The organism is Aneurinibacillus sp. REN35 (genome assembly GCF_041379945.2).
Classification (GTDB): Bacteria; Bacillota; Bacilli; order Aneurinibacillales; family Aneurinibacillaceae; genus Aneurinibacillus.
The window spans coordinates 24,819-47,826 of the sequence record NZ_JBFTXJ020000007.1 but is presented as its reverse complement, the minus strand read 5'-3'; the positions used below and the strand labels follow the sequence as shown (position 1 = coordinate 47,826).

The window sequence follows — 23,008 nt, the reverse complement described above, 5'->3', positions numbered from 1 at the left end:
GACTTGTACGGCTATTACTTGTTGCGATTGAAGCATACAAGTTTCATTTCCGTCATTTCTTCTGTCGCGTACTTGATGCCTTCTCGTCCGACGCCGCTTTCTTTCACTCCGCCGTATGGCATTTGATCGACACGGAACGTCGGGAAATCGTTAATCATGACGCCGCCTACATCCAATTGTTCGGCTGCATGGAGCGCGCGCTCGATATTATCTGTATATACACCGGCTTGAAGACCGAACCGAGAGTCGTTCACCGCATCAATTGCCTCATCGAATGAATCTACAGGGCTGATGATGACAACCGGTGCGAAGGTCTCCTGGCAGCTTACTTTTGCATGTGGCGGCACATTGGTGATGACCGTCGGTTTTACGAGGTTGCCCTCTGCGCCTCCAGTTAATACTTTAGCGCCAAGAGATTCTGCTTCCTCGATCCAGGACGTGATGCGCTCTACATCTTTTTGTGAGATGAGCGCTGCGATATCGGTCGTCTCGTCCAGTGGATCGCCGATGCGCAAGTTTTGTGTTTCTGCAACGAATTTCTCTACAAAAGTATCATACAACGAATGATGTACATAGATGCGCTGCAGAGAAATACACACCTGCCCCATGAAGGTAAAGGCTCCTGTTACGGTTCGCTTGATAATCCGGTCAATGTCAAATCCCTCGTCAATAATTAAACCGGAATTAGAACCAAGCTCAAGCACAACCCGTTTTAAGCCAGCTTTGGCACGAATCGTTTTACCGACTTCAGGGCTGCCGGTGAATGTAATCATCTTGACACGGTCATCACATACCATCTCGTCGCCTACTTCGCTGCCCGGCCCTGGAATCACCTGAAGCGCGCCTTGCGGCAATCCTGCTTCTGCAAATAGATCAGCAATAAAGAAGGAGGAGAGAGGGGTCTGATCCGCTGGTTTTAAAATCACAGCGTTGCCTGCCGCAAATGCTGGTCCTAGCTTATGTGCTACCAGATTGAACGGGAAGTTAAACGGTGTAATGGCGCCAACGATTCCGAGCGGCGTACGTACAGTATAGGCAATTCGATTCTCACCCATGGCTGATGCATCCATAGGAATGGTTTCGCCATGCAGGCGCCGCGCTTCATCTGCTGCAAATTGATAGGTTTCGATGGTGCGCGCGATTTCGCCGCGTGCTACCGTAATCGGTTTCGCGGCTTCAAGCGCGAGAATGCGCGCCGCTTCTTCTTTCTTTTCCTTAAGAAGAAGAGAGACGTTCTGTAGAATGTCTGCCCGTTTATGCGCAGGAAGTTTGGCCATCGTGCTAGCTGCTTCTTGTGCATAATCGATGGCGGCCTTCATATCTTCCCGTGTTCCGATCGCAACTTCTGCAATGACTTCTCCAGAGTGCGGAGAGCGGAGCTGCTTGTAAGAAGCTGCTTCTTTTGTTGTGCCTGCAATATAGAGAGGTTTTTTTGGCAATGTATCGTTCATAATCAAAGCTCCTTTCCTGTTGGATGGATTAGTGCACGTGCAGAGCCGAGACGGCGGCTTCGACGGATTCTTCTAGGATGTTCAGCCCTTCTTCGAGCTGTTCATCTGTAATAACGAGCGGCATTAATACACGCATAACGTTGCTGTATAGACCGGCACTCAATGTAATGAGACCGCGCTTGTTGGCTTCATCTACAATCTTGCTCACGATTTCTTTGTTTGGTTCTTTTGTTTCTCTATCTTTTACAAATTCCATTGCGCACATAGCACCAAGACCACGTACATCACCAATGCAATCGTATTTCTCTGCGAGGCTGTTAAAGCGTTCCATGACTTTCTCACCGATCACGCTTGCTTTATCATTTAGATTTTGTTTCTCGATTACATCAAGTACGGCAAGAGCGGCTCGGCATCCCAGTGGACTTCCTGCATAGGTTCCGCCCAACTCGCCTGGATTGGCTGCATCCATAATTTCCTTGCGTCCGATGACGCCGCTGATCGGGAGACCAGCCCCCATGGATTTGGAGATGGTCATCAAATCCGGTACTACATCAAAATGCTCGACCGCAAACATTTTTCCGGTACGGCTGAAGCCAGTCTGAATCTCATCTGCTACAAATACAATGCCGTGCTGTTTACAAATCTCAGCTACACCCTGTACGAATTTTTTAGAAGGAACAACAAAGCCGCCTTCGCCTTGTACAGGCTCCATCACTACCGCAGCGATTGTTTCCGGTGCCGCGTCGCCAAGCAGGAATGTCTTGAACTCTTGTAGGATGAACTCGTCGTATTGTTCAGCACTCATGCCTTCAGGACGACGGTATTCGTAATGGTATGGCGCTTTATATACTTCTGGAGCAAACGGACCGAATTCGTATTTATACGGCTTGACTTTGCTTGTCATGGACATGGTAAGAAGCGTTCGGCCGTGGAAGCCGCGGGAGAATACGACAACACCTTGACGCTTTGTATATTTGCGCGCGATTTTCACTGCATTTTCTACTGCTTCTGCACCGCTGTTTAAGAACATAACTTGCTTTTCATGGTTGCCAGGGGCAAGCTTGGCGAGACGTTCTGCCAGTTCAATATATGGTTCATACATCATGACATTAAATCCGGTATGGATATATTTATCGATTTGATCATGGAGTGCTTCAACAACTTCTGGTGTGCAGTGGCCAACGTTGATTGTGCCGATCGCACCCGCAAAATCAATAAAATTGTTTCCATCCACATCAGTTAGAATGGCACCTTGTGCTTTTTCTACGAATGTCGGGATTCCGTTGCTAATTCCTTTTGGCACATATTGCTTACGGCGTTCAAGAATTTCCTTAGCTTTTGGACCCGGTAATTCTGTTTTTACATTTGCAAATTTATAACTCATTGAGGCTACCTCCTTAATAATGTAACAAAGATGTACTGTGCAAAATGAAAAGTTTTACGTTGTCTATTTAGTAAAGCAACAAGCATGCCAATTCTAGAAGGCTGTAAAAATAAGCTTTTAACAAGGTAGACTTAGTTGCATACTTTAATTTTAAACCAAAAAAGACTTACTTTTAAGTCTTTTTTGGTTCGATACTGCTTTTGTATTGATGTAAATGTTTTGCAGAAAAATTCTTGCTATTTGAAATAGAGCACGATATAATCAAAACCAATAAATCAAGTAATTCTGATTAAATTAATATGAATTCATTTCTTATCTAGAGAGACGGAGGGACTGGCCCAATGATGTCTCGGCAACCTAATACGGTTAGGTGCCAATTCCAGAGAGCAGCGGCTCGAAGATGAGAAGATGGGTTATAAGCATGATATGCGCCCTTCTTCTTCAGAAAGAAGGGTTTTTTGTATATATTAAACCGATTAAACAGATGTATTTAATTAATTAATAAAGGAGGAATAAAGGTGTCATATGGAAAGGTATATCTTGTGGGAGCAGGACCAGGTGACCCAAAGTTGATAACTGTACGCGGAGTAGAACTACTGCAGCAGGCGGATGTTGTCGTCTATGACCGCTTAGCTAGTCCGAAATTATTGGACTATGCTAAAGATACGGCAGAGCGCATTTATTGCGGTAAGCAGGCTGATCATCACTCGCTGCCGCAGCCGGAGATCAACCGGGTTATTGTCGAGAAGGCACTGGAAGGAAAAGAGGTCGTACGGCTGAAAGGAGGCGATCCGTTTATATTTGGACGCGGTGGAGAAGAGGCGGAAGCTTGTATCGAAGCGGGGATTGTTTATGAAGTAGTGCCGGGTATTACCTCAGGGATTGCAGCTCCCGCATATGCAGGCATTCCGGTTACGCACCGTGACTATGCATCGTCTGTCGCCTTCATTACCGGTCACAAGGCTGAGGGTAAAGATCAGGCAGGAATTGAGTGGGGCAAGCTTGTTGGAGCTGTTCATACGCTGGTGTTCTATATGGGGGTTGGCAATCTAGGGGATATCGTCAAGAATCTTCGCAAACATGGTCAGACAAAGGATACGCCTGTTGCGCTGGTACGTTGGGGTACGTGCGAGGAACAGGAGACGCTTGTCGGTACACTTGAGACGATTGTGGATCAAGTACAGCAGGCTCGTTTTCGCTCTCCCGCCGTGATTGTTGTTGGAGATGTAGTACGCCTTCGAGAGAAGCTGGCCTGGTATGAACAGAAGCTCCCCAATGTAGTCATTGCATAAATTTCTTACGAATATGAAAGGAGAGAGGAACAATGAGCTATAACGCAATCTGGGCAAAGGATAAGGAGAATCTCAATAAAAACGAGGTAGCGAAGCTTGAGAAAGACGGCTTGGATGTTATTGAAGATATTTATGAATATGCCAAAACTGGTTTTGACTCTATAACACCGGATGATATGGATCGCTTTAAGTGGGCTGGAGTCTATCAGCAGCGGCCAAAGGATGGCCATTTCATGATGCGTGTGCGGATTCCATCCGGCAATCTGTCCGCTGAGCAAGCTCGTGTTCTAGCGGACATTGCGCACGATTACGGGAAGGATCTTGTTGATATTACAACTCGTCAAGCGGTACAGTTTCATTGGCTTACCGTCGAGCAATTACCGGATATTTTTGCGCGTCTTGCATCCGTCGGACTCTCTTCATTTGAGGCTTGTGGTGATTGTCCGCGTACAATTGTGGGCAACCCGCTTGCCGGACTGGACCCATACGAACTTATGGATACAACACCGCTGGTAGCGGAGCTATCCGATACATTTTTGCTGAATCGTGATTTCTCCAATTTGCCGCGCAAATATAAAATCTCGATTTCTGCCAATATCTATAACGCAGGACATGCAGAGATTAATGATATTGCCTTTACGCCGGCGACAAAAGTAATGGAGGATGAAGAAGTCATCGGTTTTCATGTATGGGTTGGCGGTGGTCTCTCGGCTCGTCCGTATCTTGCTCAGCAGCTGGATGTATTTGTACGCCCGGAAGAGGTTGTCAAAGTGGCGGTTGGTGTTACAACTATATTTCGTGATTACGGTTATCGTCAAAAGCGTAACCATGCCCGCCTTAAATTCCTTGTAGCTGATTGGGGAATAGAGAGGTTTCTTGCAAAGCTAAAAGAACTGGTTGGCGAATTGGAGACGCGCGGTGACGACAAAACGATAGGCTGGAATGCTGGGTATTTTACCGGTGTGCACAAACAGCGTCAAGAGGGGCTTAATTATGTAGGATTATCGGTTCCGGTGGGGCGCATGTCAGCGCAGGAGCTGCGAGAGTTGGCGCGACTTGCGGATGCATACGGCAACGGCTCGCTGCGGACATGCAATTCACAGAATATCGTTATTACCGGCGTGCCTGATGAGAAGGTAGAAGCGCTGCTGCAGGAAGAAGTGTTAGTGCGGTTAACGCCGTATCCACAGCACTTCACCGCATTCGCTGTCTCATGTACGGGTATTGAATTCTGTAATCTGGCATTGGTAGAGACGAAAGAGCGGATGCGCCAGCTCGCATCGTATCTTGATGATCATGTGGAGATGGAGGAGCCGATCCGCATGCATATGGTAGGCTGTCCGAATTCATGCGGTCAGCGGCAAATTGCCGATATCGGTTTTCAAGGTGCGCTAATCAAGACAGAAGAGGGAATGAAAGATGCTTTCGATATTTTCCTCGGTGGTACATTGGGTGCCAATGCGCAATTCAATCAAAAATTAAAAGGCCGTGTATTGGGTGATCAACTGCACCGGATTATCCTCCCACTGCTTGCTTATTATAACGAAGCTAAACTGGATAACGAACGCTTCTTTGATTTTGTGCAGCGCGTCGGTATTGAACCGTTTCAGGAAAGGCTGAATGCAGCCATTGAGCAGCTAGCCTAGATACGGTTGCAACAGCGTAGGGCAAGGCAAAAAGAAAAATCCGAAAACACGGAAGAAGGGATGGATGGCTATGTTTATCTACCGATTTGACGTGCTTTTTACTGACGAATCGAGAACAGCCGTTGTTGTGATCCATAAGGATGAGGAGCAGGCGTTTCGCAGTGCACAGAATCAGATTGAACGTCATTTTTTGCCTCCTAAAGCGATTAAAGAGCTGGCTATAGTAGAGAAGAAACCGGCTGAGGCAGGCCGGGGATATGTGATCGAGCCGTGCTAACTTATATAGCCATTGCGATTGCTCTGTTCTTTGCTATGAATATCGGGGCAAGTGGAACGGCGGCAGCGATGGGAGCGGCATACGGCGGCGGTGCAATCCATAATAAGCGTCTGGCGATGACGATCGTTGCAGTAGCCGCTTTGCTCGGAGCCGTACTTGGCGGTGGTGAAGTAGTAAAAACAATTAGTGGCGGCATCATTCCTTCTTCTGTGCTGCACGTAGAGACGGTCGTGATTATTCTTGCATCGGCGACCCTTACTTTATTTATTGCCAATCTTATCGGCATTCCACTTTCAACAAGTGAGGTAACGGTTGGCTCTATCGTTGGAGTCGGTCTCGCTTATAAGACGGTGTTTCTAAATAAGCTGATGGTGATCGTATCCTTTTGGGTTATTGTTCCCTTGGTAGCGTTTGCGATGGCCTATGTACTAGGGCTCCTTATCAAATGGGCTGAGAAGAGGTGGCCGTCTTTAACGGGAACGGGTATGTGGAGACGATGGCTTGGCGTTTTGCTTGTAGCAGGCGGTGCTCTTGAAGCATTCTCCGCAGGAATGAACAATGTAGCGAATGCGGTAGGTCCTCTTGTTGGAGCAGGGCTGATCACAGCATCAACTGGTGTATGGATCGGCGGTCTATTCGTAGCAATCGGTGCGATTTTATTAGGTGGAAAGGTGCTTGAGACGAACGGGAAGAAGATTACCCGCCTATCACTTCTGCAGGGCAGTGCCGTATCATTTACAGGCGGGGTGCTTGTTATCATTGCTTCGCTATTCGGTATTCCTGTGCCGCTTACACAGGCAACGACATGTGCCATCCTTGGAGTCGGTACAGCAGATAATGGATTTCATCTTTGGCAAAAAGGCGTGATTCATCAAATTATCAAAGTATGGATTGTCTCTCCTGTGTCTTCGCTTGTGGTAGCGTATGTGATGATCAATCTGTGGCTTACACCTAATCCTTACGTATTAATTGTTATTGCCAGCGTGTTTATTGCTACGATAGGTTCGATAAGCCTCTCCCATACGATTCGTAAAGAGAAAAGCACCATCCATGATCAAGGAGGAGGAATTTAGGTGCTGCATACAACGCTTATATATGAAACACTGACGCCTGAGCGCCATGCCAATATTATTGAACAATTAGAAAATAAAGATGCGCTTGATGTATTGAGATGGGCATATAACGAGTTTGGGAATGACTTAATTTATGCATGCAGCTTTGGTGCAGAAGGTATGGTGCTGATCGATTTGATCAGTCGCGTGCGTCCGGATGCGAAGGTCGTATTTCTTGATACGCATGTCCATTTCAAAGAGACGTATGAGCTGATTGAGTGTGTGAAAGCAAGGTATCCGGCGCTGCGTATTGAACTAAAAGAGCCAGGAATCACGCTTGAAGAGCAAGCGAGGCTGCATGGAACAGAATTATGGAAAAGCAACCCGGATCAGTGCTGCAAAATCCGAAAGCTTGCACCGTTAGAAGAAGTACTTGGAGAAGCGCGTGCCTGGCTTTCAGGCCTGCGGCGTGATCAATCGCCGACCCGGTCGCATACGCAATTCGTAAACATTGATCGGCGTTTTCGTTCCATTAAAGTGTGTCCGCTTATTCATTGGACGTGGGACGATGTGTGGCATTATATCAAATTATATCAGCTTCCGTACAATGAACTGCATGATAAAGGCTATCCGAGTATTGGATGTGAGCACTGTACTATGCCTGTGGAAAAAGGGGAAGATTCGCGGACCGGACGCTGGATGGGTACAGGCAAGACGGAATGCGGCTTGCATCAATAACAGGCAGCCAGGATATAAGGAGGAACAAATATGAGTGCAGGTCAACCGCATGGTAATACATTGGTACATCGTGTTGATTATTTCTATGATGTGAACGATGTGGCAAAAGACATTCAATTGGATGCGTTCGCGCTCTCTGATCTGGAATTGCTTGCAATTGGCGCTTACAGCCCGTTGATTGGATTCCTTGGTGAAGAAGATTATCGAAGTGTGGTACAGACGATGCGTCTCTCTAACGGCATGGTATGGAGCATTCCGATTACCCTTCCGATCACTGCGTATGCAGCGTCTGCACTTACGCCTGGCGATACAGCAAAGCTTGTATATGAAGGTGATGTCTACGGAATCATCGAAGTGCAGGAGCTGTATACACCGAATAAGGAAGAAGAAGCAGAGCATGTATATGGTACAACCGATATGGCTCATCCTGGTGTAAAGAAGCTGTGGGAGCGGCCGGAAGTGTATGTTGCAGGTCCGATTACATTAGTGAAACGACCCGAGAAGAATGTGTTTAAAGAATTCTATCTAGATCCTTCAGAGACGCGTGCCGCATTTACAGAGCGGGGATGGAAGAGCGTTGTAGGATTTCAGACGCGTAACCCGGTGCATCGGGCGCATGAATACATTCAGAAGACAGCGCTTGAAATCGTTGACGGTCTTTTCTTAAATCCGCTGGTTGGCGAGACAAAGGAAGATGATATTCCCGCTGATATTCGAATGGAGAGCTATCGAGTGCTGCTTGGGGGTTACTATCCTCAAGAGCGTGTATTTCTGGCAGTGTTTCCGGCGGCAATGCGCTATGCGGGGCCGCGCGAGGCGATCTTCCATGCGATGGTACGCAAGAATTACGGGTGCACACATTTCATTGTAGGGCGTGATCATGCTGGTGTTGGTAGCTATTACGGTACGTATGATGCCCAACGGATTTTCTTGCATTTTACTGCTGAGGAGCTGGGGATTACGCCATTGTTTTTTGAACACAGCTTCTATTGCACCAAGTGCGGCAATATGGCATCAGCAAAAACATGCCCACACAGCCCAGAAGATCATCTGCACCTCTCGGGTACAAAGGTACGAGAGATGTTGAGCCGTGGTGAAGCGCCGCCGCCTGAGTTTAGCCGTCCAGAAGTGGTAGAGGTACTGATTCGTGGTATGAAAATTCCTGCAGGCAATGCTTAATGCGAAATGGGGAGAGCATACGATATGGCGTCACATAATACAAACATTGTCTGGCATCAGAGTGCGATAACGAAAGCGGATCGGCAAGGAAAAAACGGACATAGGAGCGTAGTGCTGTGGTTTACCGGTCTATCCGGTGCAGGAAAATCGACGCTTGCTAATGAGGTAGAGCGGCGCCTGCATGAAAAAGATGCGCATACGTATCTGCTTGACGGAGATAACATTCGGCATGGGATTAACAAAGACCTCGGTTTTAGCCCGGAAGCTAGGACGGAGAACATTCGCCGCATTGGTGAGGTAGCGAAATTATTCGTCGATGCTGGTCTGATCGTGCTAACGGCATTTATTTCTCCGTACCGTGCGGATCGAGAACTGGCCCGCAGTCTGATGGAAGACGGTGAATTCATTGAGGTGTATGTGCAGTGTGCGCTTGAAGAGTGTGAGAAGCGTGATCCGAAGGGGTTATATACGAAGGCGAAAGCAGGCGAAATTCCGGAATTCACAGGAGTTTCTGCTCCGTATGAAGAGCCCGAGCTGCCGGAGCTTATAATCACAACGGATGCAACGTCTCTTAATGAGTGCGCCGAGCAGGTTATTGCGTATCTGGAGCAGAAACTTATTTTGTAATATATAGGAGTATACGCTATACAAAAAGGGCTGACCCATAAGTGATGGGAAGCCCTTTTTGTATAGCGGTACCTCTAGCTTTTTTATGTGCTACGCTTGCTGTACGAAGAAGTCAGCATTGCGATCAATGCCCTCCTTATCAAGCTGCTGAATGATCGCTTGTGCCAATTTTGGCGCATCAGGATGATCACCGTGTATGCATACTGTTTCAGCCTTTAGCCCAATATCTTTTCCGTCATGCGTCACGACCTTCCCTTCCGTAATCATACGCACTACGCGGCGGGCTCTCTCTTCCATATCGGTATAATCTGCGCCTTTGCGTGTCATAACAATACCACCGGTTTCATCATGTTCACGGTCTGCGTATACTTCAAATATAATGTTGAAGCCCTGTTCTTGACCGAGTCGTGCTAGTGATGAATTATTCAGCGCAAAGAGCGGCAGGCGCTTGTCAATCTTTTCTGTAGCATTAAGAACGGCTTGGGCAAGATCATCATTTTCCATTGCCATCATATACATCGCACCGTGTGGTTTAATGTGGGATAGCTGCATATCATATGCATGCAGGAACGCTTGAAGTGCGCCTACCTGGTATAGAATGTAGTTCTCCACTTCTTCCGCTGTCGCTGTCATGCGTCGTCGACCGAAGCCCATAAGATCCGGAAAACCGGGATGCGCCCCCACATTAATTCCATAGTGCTTGGCAAGCTCTACTGTGCGCCGCATCACCAATGGATCACCTGCATGATAGCCGCAGGCCACATTAATGGTACTTACATATTTCATCATTTCTTCATCATTACCTAATTCATACATGCCGAAGCTTTCGCCCATATCGCAATTGATGTCGATTTTCATATTCCTCACGCTCCGTCTATAAATTTATATTTTTAATTAAACTGCAAATTATATGCCAGATGAATTTATTCGTATGAAGGGCTTTCTATGCTGCATGTGTTTCAATAATGAAAAAATCATTTCAATATTGAAAATAAGTTTTCCGGTTTATACAGGCATTCCCTTTGTAAATTTGCTATCTATCAAGTAAGATAGAGTTTGTCACGCTTTTGTGCATGCTTTTCCTTCGTTTATCCGTCTAAAAGAATGAAGAATAAATGTACGAGGTGAGCATAATGAAAAAAGGTACAGCTAAAACGTTTGCGGTGGGGGTGTTTGCAGGCATTGCGCTTATGAGCGCAGCCGGATTCTCGTACGCCGCACTGACCAAGATAGATGTAAGCATGAAGCCTACCACGTTTGTTATGAATGGACAGGAAATAAAACCAAGCGATAAAGAGCAGCAGTATTTTAACGGCATGAATTACGTTCCGGCGTCATTCATCCATCAAGATACAACCTATGTGCCGCTGCGTTTTATTTCTGAGAAGCTTGGACTGCACGTAGGGTATAATGCGGCAAATCAAACCATTTCACTGGGGGAGAAAAAAGTGGCTGAGAAACCATTAAAATTCGAGGTGGCATATCCTTCTCCTGGTACAGCACCTGCCGTCTCACCGCGCATTCAAGGTTGGTTCGATGATCATAAGAAGCAGAAGTTTGCTGACTCCATCTGGGATACTGACAGCATCTATGTAGGAATTGCTGCGGGTGCGAAGCCGAATGGAGGCTATAGCGTGCAGGTTGTTGGTGTTGTAGAGAGAGGAAATGATGTAGTTGTAAAAGTAAAATACAATGAACCGGAACCGGGCAGGATGTATACACAGGTCATTACGTATCCGGCCACATTGATTAAAATTCCTATTACGAATAAAAAGATTACATTTGAAACGGTTACGAATTAGGCAGACACCTCACGGGTGCCTGCCTGTTTTTTTTTCTTGTTATTATGCTTCCCATACTTCAGGCTCGGTTTCCCCAGCGAAGTATTCAATGCGGTTCGGCGTAATCTCAAGGATCACATAATTCGGGTCCTGCGGGCCATCAAACCAGCGCTTGAAATATTTTTCGTTCCATACCTTTTCACGCAGGCTGTCATCCTTGGTGACTGTTCCCGTCCCGCTGATTTGCAGAATCTCAGAGGACCAGGTTCCGTCAAAGCCGACAATGATGTGGACGTTCGGGTTGTTTTCCAACTCCTCAACCTTATGCGTTTTGCGGTTCGTGGCAAGATAGATGGTGAGTCCGTCATGGAAGAGCACCATATAGCGAACATGCGGCTTGTTTCCTTCCACGGTAGCAAAGGAGCAGACTTCGTTGTTATCCATGACAGCCGAAATCTTCTGCTCTAGCTGGCTTCGATCCATTCTGTCATCTCCTTTCTAAATTATGCATTACATTCTAGGTTTCCCTATAGAAAAGGAGATGAAACATGAAGGTTAGACGTCCCGCGCAGCAAAATAACGAATGGAGAGCCATAGTGCGGCTGCCCCGTACAGCAGCGCATAAAAAATCATCAGGTTGCTCGGTGTCGACAGGCTGCCGAATAATCCCTGTGTCGCAAATGATAAAGGATCGCCTGCGGTGTCAAACAAATAAATGGTCATCTTACGGAACAGCGAATCAAGCGGGAAAATAAGGCTGGAGATAATGCCCATATTGATCATGGCTGTTTTCTCCATCAATACGCCAAGCTGCTCCACAAATCCGCCGATGAAGCTGATGCCGTACAGCACGATAAGAATAATGCCCCCGTTCACGGTCGTCATCATGCTGCTGAAAAGCAGGGCAACCGCGGCTAGCAGCAGCGGCTGGATGATAAACGTAGCAAGCGATTTTATCACCTGCAGGGTGGTTACCTCAAAGCGCAGGTATTCTCCGCCAAGCCATTGGTTGATGCCCAACACGCCGAGAAAGAGGCACACGGCATAGGCAACCAATAAAATACCAAGTCCAACAAATTTGCCGAGAACAATCGATCTGCGGCGCAGGGGACGGGCGAGCAGCATATCTATCTGGTGGCTTTCGATGTCGCTGGCAATGCTGCCGACGCTGCTTAAAATCGCCAGCAGAGCGGTAATAAACGCGGCAAAATACAGGCCGATGCCGAGAAGCTGGGTAGCAAAGAACGTCTGCGCTAGAATGAAGTCTGCTGGTGAAGTATGTCCGCTCATTCCCTCTGCAGCTTCCTGGGCAGCGTAGTATGTAGCAATCCCGTAAAAGAGCAGAAAAGCGAACGACATAAATAAAGTAATATGAAAAATACGTTTGGACAGAATTTCCCGCCACGTCAGTTTAGCGATAATCCACATGCGAATCCTGCTCCTCCTTTTGATTGACCCAGTGCATAAACACGTCCTCTAGGTGAGGGACGCGGGGGATGACTTGATAGATGGAAATGCCCATTGTGCTTAGCTGATGGATCAGTTGGGCTACGTCATCTTCCGCAGATAAACCAATCAACCACTGGCTTTTTTCTCCTGCTTCACTGAGCAGGTCGGCGCTTTGTACGAGCGGGCTGACACGATTCCACAGGTCGGTAGGAGCAGAGGAGAGCGTCAGTTCCACCTGAGGATGTACGGCAGCTAGGCTGCGCCATTCACCCTGCACAACCAGCTCTCCGCGATGGATGATGGCAATGTGGTCGCAGATCGATTCCACTTCGCTGAGCAGGTGGCTGTTTAAAAAGACCGTCTTGCCTTCATCGCGCAGCTCGGCCATCAATTCACGAACTTCACGTCGTCCGATTGGGTCAAGCGCAGAGGTTGGCTCATCAAGAAAGACGATGTCTGGGTCTGATAAAAGGGCGCAGGCCAGTCCGATCCGCTGCTGCATTCCTTTCGAATAGCCGCGGATTTTTTCATTGCCGCGACCGGCCAGTCCGACCCGCCCAATCAGAAAGTCAATGCGTTCTGCGCGTAGGCTGCGCGGCAGCCGACACAAATCTGCATGTGCCTCAAGCAGTTGGCGGCCTGTTAGCCAATCCGGATAGCGGAAAAGCTCCGGCAGGTAGCCAACTTTTTGTCTTGACTCCACGCTTCCGATCGGGGAGCCGAGAATGTGTCCGCTCCCCGCTGTCGGATGCAGAAGACCGAGCAGCGTGCGCACGAATGTGCTCTTGCCGGCTCCGTTCGGACCAAGGAATCCGAAAACGACTCCTTTCGGAACGGAGAGGGTAATATCACGGCAGCCGGCCTTGCCGTTGTACTGCTTTGTAAGCTGGTATGTTTCGATTACATATTCGTTCATCTGCTAGTCTCCTATACAAACCAAAGAGAGCTCCTCCCGAAGTGGGGAGCTGCTCTTTGGTTTTTCTTTATTGTAGCTGATTAGCCAAGGCGATCAGAGCATCGATGCTTTTTTCTTTTTTGTCATCATACATTTCAAGGTGGTGGATTTTGTCCCCTTTTTGCCAGATCAAGAAGGTTTGATACTCTGTCTTATATGCAAACCCTTTTACGCCCTGCACCGTGACCGAACGCATTTGATTTTTGCTATCCTCTACATATGGAATCGGAAGGGTGCGCTGCCAATCCTTAATGCCTGCAAGCTGCTGCTTCACATTTTGCGGGATAAATGGAAGAGAAAGCAGGGTATTGCGCAGTTCATCCATATTCACCTCTTCCGGTACCTTAATCTCCGGAGCGCCCACGATTCCGTAGTTCAGCTGGGAAACGGGACCGTTTTTAGACGTCGCCTCAGAGTTGAAATGGTAATTTTTCATTTCAGGTACAGCGATGGAGAACGGCTTGTTGTCGAGCTTCTCGTCAAAGAAGGTTTTCGCTTTTACTTGTTTTAACAGGGCATTCGCTTTTTCAGTGTCGAGCTGTGCATGGATTTGGAAGGTAGGAGAAATATCAAGACCTGCAAATGCAAATCCTTTAGGTGCCGCTGGGATAGCATGCCCGGCTTTTTCCGCTTCTTCTGCTTTATTGAAGTGTTGCTGTGCCTGCTGCTCTGCGTCCTTTTCGTCGATCCATACTTTCCCGATGCCCTTGATTTCTTTTACACCGTTTTCTCCGTTCGCCATCCAATTCTCGATTTCGCTAATATCGGTTTGGGTGAGCTTTACCATCTCCACTTGATCCACACGGAAGATGGAAAGGAAGCTGCTTGCCGCCACCTGTACCTGTGGGATGGTGAAGGAGCCGAGCACAATCCCTGCTGCGGCAGCGCCTGTGAGTAATTTTTTATACGATTTGTTCATTGATTTTCCCTCTCTTTTTCTTGTCGTGATGGAGGATGGTGATTGTATGCGCTTCTCAAACCGCTTCCAGGCGGCTTCCGTATCAATCTGCACATCCTCGGCTGATGGCTGCGGCAGTGCTTCCTGCAGGGCAAGCTCTGCCCATTGCTCAAGCTTCTTGATTTCTTCCATTCGGCTACGGCATGCTGTGCAGTGCTGTAGATGAGAGGAGAACCTCTTTCTTGCTTCACGATCAACTTCTCCATCTAGATATGACTGAAGAAATCCTTCATTTGGGCATTTCATTCCTGATACCCCCTTATTTGTTTATACATGGTGCGGAATTTTGTTTTAGCGCGTGAGAGCAGCGTGCCGACAGAAGAGCTCTCAACTTGCACCGCTTCAGCCAATTCCTTGTAATTAAAGCCGGAATATTTCATCATAAGCAGTGTTCGATCTCGCTCGTCCATCTCAGTCAGCACTTCACGTACGGTTAAAATTTCATCTTGCTTCAGCCAATTCTCTTCTGAGGAGAGGCTGTATATTTCTTGTTCCTGTCCTACCTTCTCGTCACGGGCTTGTCTTCGGTTCGTAGACCGTATGTAGTTATAAGCCATATGCAGCGCCGCTTTTGCAAGCCATGCGGGAAGATTTGTGATCTGGGTACGATCAGTATTGTATAATTTCAGGAAAACTTCTTGAGCAATATCCTCAGCTACGGCCTTCTCTTTAACGACACGCATAATTTGTCGGACAACAGAAGGGTAGTAGGTGGTAAATAGCTCTTGAAAGCTTTCGGCAGGTGCAGAAGCAAATAGTTTTTCTTTTGTCAAAGCGACCCGGACCTCCATTTCGTTTCCTCCTCTCCAAGCCGTTCACTATGTAGACACCGTGTCCCGTTGTTTTGTGACACAAATAAACATAAATTTGTTTTTCATTTTTTTAAAACAGGGTAAGAATAATAAACGGGACGAAAACAGAATAAGCGACAGGAGATGAAAATATATGGATCAAAAACTACAAGAACTCATTGATGGATTAAACGAAGATCTTGCTAACGAATATGCTGCTGTGATTATGTATACTTACAACGCGGCGACTGTTTCAGGCTTAAGCCGCCAGGTACTTAAGCCGTTCTTCGAGCAGGAAGTTCCAGATGAACTCGGTCATGCTTCCTATCTGGCAGAGAAAATCTCAATGCTGGGCGGCACGCCGGTTGTAGAACCTGCACCCGTTAAGCAGCCTAAAGATGTAAAATCAATGCTTGAACAAGCGCTTCAAGCTGAAACGGAAACGATCGAACGCTACAAGCAGCGCTTAGAGCAAGCCGATGCAGCGGGTCAGATCGCATTGAAGGTGAAGCTTGAAGACATGATTGCAGACGAGACCGGTCATAAGGAAGAACTAGAACGTCTGCTTGAAGATCCACGCCTTTGCTAACACATGCACACAGAATGCGACATCATGATGTGACATAAAGTAGGCACGGTTCTAATAAGAGCCGTGCTTTTTGCATGGCAAAAATGTTTGGCTGCATCAAAACTCTCCGTGTAACAAAGAACAAGTGGTATGATGAAGACGAGAGAGGAGAGAAGAAACCTTCATGGCATCAAGAAACATGGACTTTACGGAAGGGAATATTATGCGGCAGATGATTGCCTTTTCCCTGCCGATTTTTTTGACAAATGTACTGCAAACATCCTATCAATTCATCGATAGCCTGTGGGTAGGAAACCTGCTGGGCTCCGATGCACTCGCTTCTGTATCTGTATCTGCGACGATCGTATTCACGATGCTGTCGTTTATTATTGGGATGAATGGGGCTACTTTGACGATTCTGGCCCAGCGCAAGGGAGCGCATGATGAAGAAGGGTTAAAGGAGTCATTGAACGCATTTGTCGTCGTTTTTGCGCTGCTTTCGATCGGCATTGGTGTTGTCGGCTACTTTTTGTCTCCTTATATTCTAACCCTTATTAAGACGCCTCCAGCCATTCATGAGCTGGCTACGCAATATCTTCAGGTGAATTTTATTGGGATTGTCTTCTTATTTGGCTATAATTTTATCGGAACGGTATTACGAGCGCTAGGAGACAGCCGTACACCTATTCGCTTCGTATTTATGGCGGTTATTTTGAATACGGTGCTGGACCCGTTATTTATTGCTTATTTTGACATGGGTGTCGTTGGCGCGGCTGTAGCCACCATCATCTCCCAAGGCTTTTCCTTTGTGTATGCGCTCATTTATACGAAGAAGATGGGCAAGATTCCGTTCACTCGTCCGCACATGCCATCCCGTGCCTATGCGCTTGCCATTTTTAAGCTGGGGATTCCGGCAGGTCTACAGATGATGGTGATTTCCGGAGGCATGATGGCGATTATGAGTGTAGTTAACACATTTGGAGAAGATGTTGTAGCGGGCTTTGGTGCCGCACAGCGCATGGATAGTCTCATTATGCTGCCCATCGTCACATTAGGCTCAGCAATTAACAGCATGGCCGGACAGAATATCGGTGCAGGTAAATGGGAGCGTGTAAGCGACATAACGCGCAGCGGCATTATTTTAATTGTGAGTGTCTCACTTGTGATTGCCCTTCTCGTATATATGTCAGCGACGTATTTGTTGGATTTGTTTGTTGATAATCCCAAATCGATAGCTTTTGGTACGACGTACTTAGCGACAGTATGCTTTTTCTATCCATTCCTTGGCATTAATTTTGTTTTGAATGGTGTCATTCGCGGTGCGGGTGGAATGATTCAAATTCTTGTCTTGAATTTTATTTCGTTCTGGGTCCTGCGTTATCCGTTGACGGCATTATTCTCCGAATGGTTCGGTGAAGCGGGGATTGCCTATGGCATGGGAGCTAGCTTCATTGTTAGTGCGGTATTTGCAATTGCGTACTATCGTTTGGGACGCTGGCGTGAAATCAGAGTGCTGCAGAGATAATATAGGCAGCACTTTTTTTACATACAGGCAAAAAGGGTAATCTATAACGTAGAAAGGAAGACGAAAACTGTAAAAGTTACAAAATGGAACTTTACTTACTAAAAATAATCAAGTATAATTTCCTTAGTGAAAAGACAAGCATGAATACATGCGAAACGAAAAGGAGAGATTATTGTGGCAAAAGTATTGTATGTAACCGCAAATCCGAAGCCTGTAGAATTGGCGTTCAGCTTACGACTTGGAGAGAGTTTCTTAGAGGAATATAAGCAGCACAGCCCGCAGGATACAATTGAGCATCTTGATTTATATAAAGACGACATTCCGTTAATTGATGGAATGGTGCTCGGTGCATGGGGCAAGGTAGCACAAAATGAAGAATTGAGTGCGGAAGAAAAGCGTGTATTGGGCCGCATGACAGAGTTGCTTGACCAATTTATTGCTGCCGATAAGTTGATTTTTGTAACTCCAATGTGGAATTTAAGCTATCCTCCTATGCTGAAGGCGTATATTGATAACATTGTTATCGCCGGTAAAACATTCAAATACACAGAAAATGGGCCACAAGGTCTTCTTGCTGACAAGCGCTGCATGCATATTCAAGGTCGCGGTGGAATTTATTCCGAGGGTCCGGCTGTGGATGCTGAATTTACAGATAAATATCTAAAAAGTATTATGGGCTTTATCGGAATTACCGACTACAGCCACATCTATGTTGAGGGTATGGCTGCAGCACCGGATCGTGCAGACGAGATTTTTGCTGAGGCGGAAGCAAAAGCGAAAAAAGCTGCTGCCGAATTTGCCAGGGACTATCAGCGTGCATAATTTGGACGCATTTGCGTTTAATGGATTATAGACAAAGAAAAATTTGGATGATACCATTTATTGATAAGAAGCGTTCACTGACCATGGGAGTACGGTTAGGGGCGCTTTTTTTATCAATAAGCGGCGAGGAGTTGTTGCCATGTGAGAAAAACAGTAGGCAAACTAACGGTTTCTCTACTTGCATTGACAGCTGCATTTACAACAGGAGTATGGATCGGGACAAGCGAAGCCGATGACTTTAAAGAAACCATCTCGGCCTACTTTTATCCTGTTACTTATTACTTTGATGGGAAAAAGGATACAAGTGATCCAAAGGTTTATAAAAACAACGGAAATGCTGTGCCGAAAACAATTACATACGAAGGAACCACATATGTTCCGTTGCGCTATATCGGCGAGAAGCTTGGTAAAGAAGTAGGGTATGACCATAGTACACGCTCTGTTTGGCTCGGCCAAAAACCGAAGCTCAGTACACCGCAGCCTCCCCCGCAGTCAAAAGTAGGCACAGTCTCATCGAGCTTCAAGGCAGATCTGGGTGATCGCTGGGATACTGTCAGAAAAAAGCTTGGTAACGAAAAAGCTGCCTATACTGGAGTAAAGCAGACCAAGTGGTGGATATATGATAAACAATGGGTCGGCTTTCGTGATGGGCATGTAGCGGAACTGTTCTCTAACGATCCCTCAGCACAGTATAATGGGGTGAAGATAGGAATGAGCCGCGGCGAGGTAGAAAAAAAGCTGAAATATGTGGCAAAACCGGAATGGGAATTGTATGGAGCGAAGTTCATCTTCTCCAATGACAGTGGGGAGAAAGTATTATATAAAAATGGTTTACATGCCGTTATTGCGTACTATGATACGCTCGATAACAAACGATTATTAGGGCTCCGCATTGTTAATCCTGCTGAAATTGTCCAGAAGAAGTACTTTAGCTACACCTATCAGTATACAAAGAAGCCGGTCATTCCTTCTTACCCAACAGATACGGCAACGGTAAACCGTGATGCTGCTAAGCAGGTGCTATGGATTACGAATATCGAGCGTTCGAAGAAGAAGGCGCAGACGCTGACCTGGAGTGACCAAGCCGCTGCTTCGGCCTACAAGCACAGCAAGGACATGAGCGATCATAACTATTTTTCGCACACAACATACAGCGGTAAATCCCCATTTGATTTAATGGCGGAACAGAAGATTAAGTATACATTGGCTGCTGAGAACATTGCGATGGGCTACCCTGATCCGATTGAAGCGGTGTTCGGATGGATGAACAGCGCCGGCCATCGGAAAAGCTTACTGAATCCATCCTTTAAAAAGTTGGGCGTAGGTGTATATGGAACGTACTATACGCAGCATTTCTTCACACCATAAAATAGGCAAACACTTTGACAAGTTGAAGTAAGCAAAGTAAAATATCACTTGATTGCCTGAAAATTATGAGTGGAAGGGACGAGCATTATGTGGGAATATATTATTCCGGTTCTTACATTGATTGTCGGTTTGGTCGGCGGCTTTGCGATCGGCGTATGGTATCTGAAGAATCAGATGTCCAACATGCAGATGGATGAGAAGCAGCTGCAGCAAATTGCCCGGTCAATGGGTATGAATCTGAATCAAAAGCAATTGAATCAGATGACTCGGAGAATGCAGAATACAAAACCGGGTACAGGAAAGAAGAAAAAATAATAACGGGAGACCTCTCCCTGTAACAAAAGCTGTGCACAAGTAATTGACGCAGCTTTTTTGCTTTTATATATACAAAGAAGCCGGACACAGTACATTGTGTCCGGCTTTGTGTTGCACCTGCTTTATGATTTTTCCAATGCCAATTCAGGCACAAGAACTTTGCTTTCGATTTTATGTTCACGGTATTCCCAACCCGTATAGGAGTCGATAATGTTCAACCCTTCATCCAGATAGACAATTCCGACAAACGCATAATGAGTCTTCGTCCGGTATCTCAGATCAATCCAGCGTACTTCGTGGCCGAACTCGCGTTTTTTTGTATATACGTGCGGATAGCGTGTAAAGGAAAGAAATGCTTGTATGTTCGCATCCTGCTTCGCATTCTCGACAACTTGATTCTCATCTTTTTTATAGAAAGTATCATGCCAGATAATCTGCTTATTGCGCAACTCACCTACGTAGGAGGCTGTAGCTGTCTCAGCGACAATTCCCCAACGAGTCCAGCGAATAGTTGGCAGCAGCACATAATGACCTTCTTCACCCAGATCAGCCTTTACTGCTTGCACCAGCTTACGGTAGGCCATTACCCGTTGAATAATGTACGTAATCATGACCGCATAGACGGCGCTAAATACGTATCCGGGATGGAAGCCCGCAGCCCAGAACAGAAAGCCGATGAGATGGATACCCATGATGAATGGGTCGAAGATGTTAATAACATTAAGAGAAATCCACTGTTTAGAAAACGGTCGAGCCGCTTGTGTGCCGTATGAGTTGAACAAATCAATCGACACATGTACGACCACAGCGAGCAATGTCCATAGCAGCAAGTGTAGATAGGAAATGCCAGGGAAAAAGGCATAAATTCCTCCGCTGATTAGGCCTGCCCAGATGAGAATTGCCGGAATGGAGTGGGACCGTCCACGATGGTTGCGAATATACGTGGCATTGCCCCGAAGTTTCAACACCGTATCAAAATCGGGTGCGTGCGAACCGATCAGCGTGCCAAGAAGCACGGCGCCGGCAAGTTCGGGATGAGCGGCTACAGTAGGATCCAAATGCGCGAGACCTGCGAGACCAAAACCCATGGCAATGTGGGTACCTGTATCCAAGTATGAATTCCTCCAATTCCATTGTCGGCCAAAATGGCCGTGTTTTTACTTGCACCTTTTTGATTGTTTGTAAATGATGCAATGTAAGTTGTTATGATTTATTATAAAGGAAAATGCGTCTTATGTTTAGCTATTTTACATAAAATACATTTTTTTTTATAAACTGTTCAAACTTTCGCCTTAACTATTACATACGTATGACAAAGCGAGGGAAATAGAATGCACAACATTCAAGTGTTCGCTGAATACAAAATTCAAGCAGACAAGCGTGAAGACTATTTGCGAAAAATCGATGACATTGCCATGGCGATGCAGCAGATCGGTGTTGATGATTTTATCGTATATGAAGGTGTAGATCAACCCAATTTGTTTGTAGAAATGTTTCATGTTCCGACAATAGAAGCCTATCGTAAGATAAAAAGGAAACGATGTAAAGATAAGGCAGCGCCCGGCGTATTCTGGCAAAGCATTAATGATTGTATTGAAGGCGGGACAAACAAGCTGCATATGTGGGCTTTTGCGCCCATTTCAAGAAACGGGAGTGATGAATAATTCATGGCAAAAAAGCAGCAGGAGAAACAGCGGGAGATTATTGGCTCATTTTCCATTCAACAATTTCAGGATGATTTATTATATTGGTTTGAGAGACAGCAGCGGGATTTGCCGTGGCGCAAAAGCAGAGATGCGTACAGGGTGTGGGTATCTGAAATTATGCTGCAGCAGACGAGGGTAGAAACTGTAATTCCATATTATGAACGTTTTATGGAACGGTTCCCGACACCGGAAGATTTAGCTGCGGCGGAACTTGAAGAAGTATATAAACATTGGGAAGGGCTGGGATATTATTCGCGCGCCCGTAATTTGCATGCTGCGGTGCAGGAAGTGCAGGAGAAGTACGGAGGAATCGTACCGAACAATCCGGAAGATGTACACGCGCTTAAAGGGGTTGGACCGTATACAGCAGGTGCCATTCTCAGCATTGCGTATGGGCTGCCGGAGCCGGCAGTTGACGGAAATGTGATGCGGGTGTTGTCTCGAATTTTTCTCATTGAAGACGATATCGCAAAGATAAGTACCCGCAAATTGTTTGAGGGCATTGTCCGGGAAATTATCGCACATCGTAATCCCTCATTTTTTAATCAAGCACTGATGGAGCTAGGGGCGCTCATCTGTATTCCGCGTTCGCCGCGCTGTATGACATGTCCAGTCGCTGCACACTGTCGTGCTCGCGAGAACGGGGTGCAGGAGTCACTTCCGATCAAGAAGAAAGCAAAGCAAGGACGAATAGAGGAGAGAGCGGTTGCGCTTGTGCAGCGTGAAGATGGACGATTTCTTATTCATCGGCGTCCGGAAAGCGGCCTGCTTGCGAACCTGTGGGAGTTCCCTAATGTTGAATATACCGACGAGAAAGAAGCGCGGCGTACGCTCAGTATGTATATGTATGAGAACTTCGGTGTTGCATGTGTACCGCAGGATTTGGTGATGGAGCACAGTCATGTGTTTTCGCATCTGCAGTGGAATTTACACACGTATATAGCTACATACGAAGGGCAAGTAGAGGAGCTTGGGGATGATGCCGCAAAATCCCGAACGATATGGGCGACGATAGAAGAGATGGAGCGATATCCCTTCTCTGTGTCGCATAAAAAGCTTGTTGCTGCATTGCAGGAAGGATTTCAGCAGAGCTTATTGTAGCGTAAGTATAAGTCAGGCCCAGA

The 23,008-nt window shown here is 46.6% G+C and carries 24 protein-coding genes and 1 riboswitch; of the genes, 15 read left to right on the top strand and 9 right to left on the bottom strand.

All coding sequences use genetic code 11. The features are described from left to right. Positions 1–14 precede the first annotated feature (14 nt). Positions 15–1,451 carry an aldehyde dehydrogenase family protein gene (locus AB3351_RS14180; RefSeq protein WP_371147795.1) on the bottom strand — a complete coding sequence of 479 codons (1,437 nt, stop codon included), beginning with the start codon at positions 1,449–1,451 and terminating at the stop codon, positions 15–17. 28 nt (positions 1,452–1,479) lie between these two features. Next, positions 1,480–2,835 (bottom strand): 4-aminobutyrate--2-oxoglutarate transaminase, encoded by a 1,356-nt coding sequence (gene gabT, locus AB3351_RS14175; protein WP_371147794.1) that lies wholly within the window; start codon positions 2,833–2,835, stop codon positions 1,480–1,482. A gap of 309 nt (positions 2,836–3,144) precedes the next feature. Continuing rightward, positions 3,145–3,242: riboswitch (SAM riboswitch) on the top strand. A gap of 111 nt (positions 3,243–3,353) precedes the next feature. Here gabT and cobA point away from each other — a divergent pair. The 7 genes from cobA to cysC all read left to right on the top strand — a co-directional run bounded on the left by cobA (position 3,354) and on the right by cysC (position 9,646). Continuing rightward, positions 3,354–4,127, top strand: coding sequence for a uroporphyrinogen-III C-methyltransferase (cobA, locus tag AB3351_RS14170; RefSeq protein ID WP_371147793.1), 774 nt, complete (start codon positions 3,354–3,356; stop codon positions 4,125–4,127). A 32-nt stretch (positions 4,128–4,159) separates the two neighbouring features. Next, positions 4,160–5,773: a nitrite/sulfite reductase gene (locus tag AB3351_RS14165; RefSeq protein WP_371147792.1), complete on the top strand. Its 1,614-nt coding sequence runs from the start codon at positions 4,160–4,162 to the stop codon at positions 5,771–5,773. A gap of 64 nt (positions 5,774–5,837) precedes the next feature. Beyond that, a complete protein-coding gene (locus tag AB3351_RS14160; RefSeq protein WP_371147791.1) occupies positions 5,838–6,050 on the top strand; it encodes a DUF3906 family protein in 213 nt (70 codons plus the stop codon). Continuing rightward, positions 6,044–7,123: an inorganic phosphate transporter gene (locus AB3351_RS14155; protein ID WP_371147790.1), complete on the top strand. Its 1,080-nt coding sequence runs from the start codon at positions 6,044–6,046 to the stop codon at positions 7,121–7,123. The genes AB3351_RS14160 and AB3351_RS14155 overlap by 7 nt, the downstream gene beginning before the upstream one ends. Beyond that, on the top strand, positions 7,124–7,840 hold the full coding sequence (locus tag AB3351_RS14150) for a phosphoadenylyl-sulfate reductase (protein WP_371147789.1): 717 nt from the start codon (positions 7,124–7,126) through the stop codon (positions 7,838–7,840). It begins immediately after the preceding gene. A 30-nt stretch (positions 7,841–7,870) separates the two neighbouring features. Further along, complete coding sequence (gene sat / locus AB3351_RS14145) at positions 7,871–9,019, top strand: sulfate adenylyltransferase (protein WP_371147788.1); 1,149 nt, start codon at positions 7,871–7,873, stop codon at positions 9,017–9,019. Between the two features lie 24 nt (positions 9,020–9,043). Next, on the top strand, positions 9,044–9,646 hold the full coding sequence (cysC, locus tag AB3351_RS14140; RefSeq protein ID WP_371147787.1) for an adenylyl-sulfate kinase: 603 nt from the start codon (positions 9,044–9,046) through the stop codon (positions 9,644–9,646). 90 nt (positions 9,647–9,736) lie between these two features. Here the strand turns inward: cysC and AB3351_RS14135 are convergent, their stop codons facing one another. Then, complete coding sequence (locus AB3351_RS14135) at positions 9,737–10,504, bottom strand: LamB/YcsF family protein (protein WP_371147786.1); 768 nt, start codon at positions 10,502–10,504, stop codon at positions 9,737–9,739. A gap of 275 nt (positions 10,505–10,779) precedes the next feature. Between AB3351_RS14135 and AB3351_RS14130 the strand changes: the two genes are divergently transcribed. Continuing rightward, entirely contained in the window at positions 10,780–11,448 is a 669-nt protein-coding gene (locus AB3351_RS14130; protein ID WP_371147785.1) for a protease complex subunit PrcB family protein, read from the top strand. A gap of 42 nt (positions 11,449–11,490) precedes the next feature. Here the strand turns inward: AB3351_RS14130 and AB3351_RS14125 are convergent, their stop codons facing one another. The 5 genes from AB3351_RS14125 to AB3351_RS14105 all read right to left on the bottom strand — a co-directional run bounded on the left by AB3351_RS14125 (position 11,491) and on the right by AB3351_RS14105 (position 15,580). Then, positions 11,491–11,910, bottom strand: a complete 420-nt coding sequence (locus AB3351_RS14125) for a pyridoxamine 5'-phosphate oxidase family protein (protein WP_371147784.1) — start codon at positions 11,908–11,910, stop codon at positions 11,491–11,493. 72 nt (positions 11,911–11,982) lie between these two features. Next, positions 11,983–12,855, bottom strand: coding sequence for an ABC transporter permease (locus AB3351_RS14120; RefSeq protein ID WP_371147783.1), 873 nt, complete (start codon positions 12,853–12,855; stop codon positions 11,983–11,985). After that, positions 12,839–13,792 (bottom strand): ABC transporter ATP-binding protein, encoded by a 954-nt coding sequence (locus tag AB3351_RS14115; RefSeq protein WP_371147782.1) that lies wholly within the window; start codon positions 13,790–13,792, stop codon positions 12,839–12,841. Before AB3351_RS14115 ends, AB3351_RS14120 begins: the two co-directional genes overlap by 17 nt. Positions 13,793–13,859: 67 nt before the next feature. Continuing rightward, positions 13,860–15,035: an anti-sigma factor gene (locus AB3351_RS14110; RefSeq protein ID WP_371147781.1), complete on the bottom strand. Its 1,176-nt coding sequence runs from the start codon at positions 15,033–15,035 to the stop codon at positions 13,860–13,862. Further along, a complete protein-coding gene (locus tag AB3351_RS14105) occupies positions 15,032–15,580 on the bottom strand; it encodes an RNA polymerase sigma factor SigX (protein WP_371147780.1) in 549 nt (182 codons plus the stop codon). The genes AB3351_RS14110 and AB3351_RS14105 overlap by 4 nt, the downstream gene beginning before the upstream one ends. Positions 15,581–15,734: 154 nt before the next feature. On the opposite strand from AB3351_RS14105, the gene AB3351_RS14100 reads away from it, so the two are divergent. The 5 genes from AB3351_RS14100 (at position 15,735) to AB3351_RS14080 (ending at position 20,178) form a co-directional block, all read left to right on the top strand. Then, positions 15,735–16,169, top strand: a complete 435-nt coding sequence (locus AB3351_RS14100; protein WP_371147779.1) for a ferritin-like domain-containing protein — start codon at positions 15,735–15,737, stop codon at positions 16,167–16,169. Positions 16,170–16,332: 163 nt separating this feature from the next. Then, entirely contained in the window at positions 16,333–17,673 is a 1,341-nt protein-coding gene (locus tag AB3351_RS14095) for an MATE family efflux transporter (RefSeq protein ID WP_371147778.1), read from the top strand. Between the two features lie 174 nt (positions 17,674–17,847). Beyond that, a complete protein-coding gene (locus tag AB3351_RS14090) occupies positions 17,848–18,495 on the top strand; it encodes an FMN-dependent NADH-azoreductase (RefSeq protein ID WP_371147777.1) in 648 nt (215 codons plus the stop codon). Positions 18,496–18,636: 141 nt separating this feature from the next. Further along, complete coding sequence (locus AB3351_RS14085; RefSeq protein WP_371147776.1) at positions 18,637–19,863, top strand: CAP domain-containing protein; 1,227 nt, start codon at positions 18,637–18,639, stop codon at positions 19,861–19,863. 87 nt (positions 19,864–19,950) lie between these two features. After that, positions 19,951–20,178 (top strand): YneF family protein, encoded by a 228-nt coding sequence (locus tag AB3351_RS14080; RefSeq protein WP_371147775.1) that lies wholly within the window; start codon positions 19,951–19,953, stop codon positions 20,176–20,178. Between the two features lie 122 nt (positions 20,179–20,300). Here AB3351_RS14080 and AB3351_RS14075 read toward each other — a convergent pair whose 3' ends face one another. Further along, entirely contained in the window at positions 20,301–21,290 is a 990-nt protein-coding gene (locus tag AB3351_RS14075) for a metal-dependent hydrolase (protein ID WP_371147774.1), read from the bottom strand. Positions 21,291–21,509: 219 nt separating this feature from the next. Here AB3351_RS14075 and AB3351_RS14070 point away from each other — a divergent pair, with 219 nt between their 5' ends. Together AB3351_RS14070 and mutY are read left to right on the top strand one after the other, a co-directional pair. Continuing rightward, a complete protein-coding gene (locus AB3351_RS14070) occupies positions 21,510–21,842 on the top strand; it encodes a hypothetical protein (RefSeq protein WP_371147773.1) in 333 nt (110 codons plus the stop codon). Positions 21,843–21,845: 3 nt separating this feature from the next. Further along, entirely contained in the window at positions 21,846–22,985 is a 1,140-nt protein-coding gene (gene mutY, locus AB3351_RS14065; protein WP_371147772.1) for an A/G-specific adenine glycosylase, read from the top strand. The last annotated feature ends 23 nt before the right edge of the window (positions 22,986–23,008 follow it).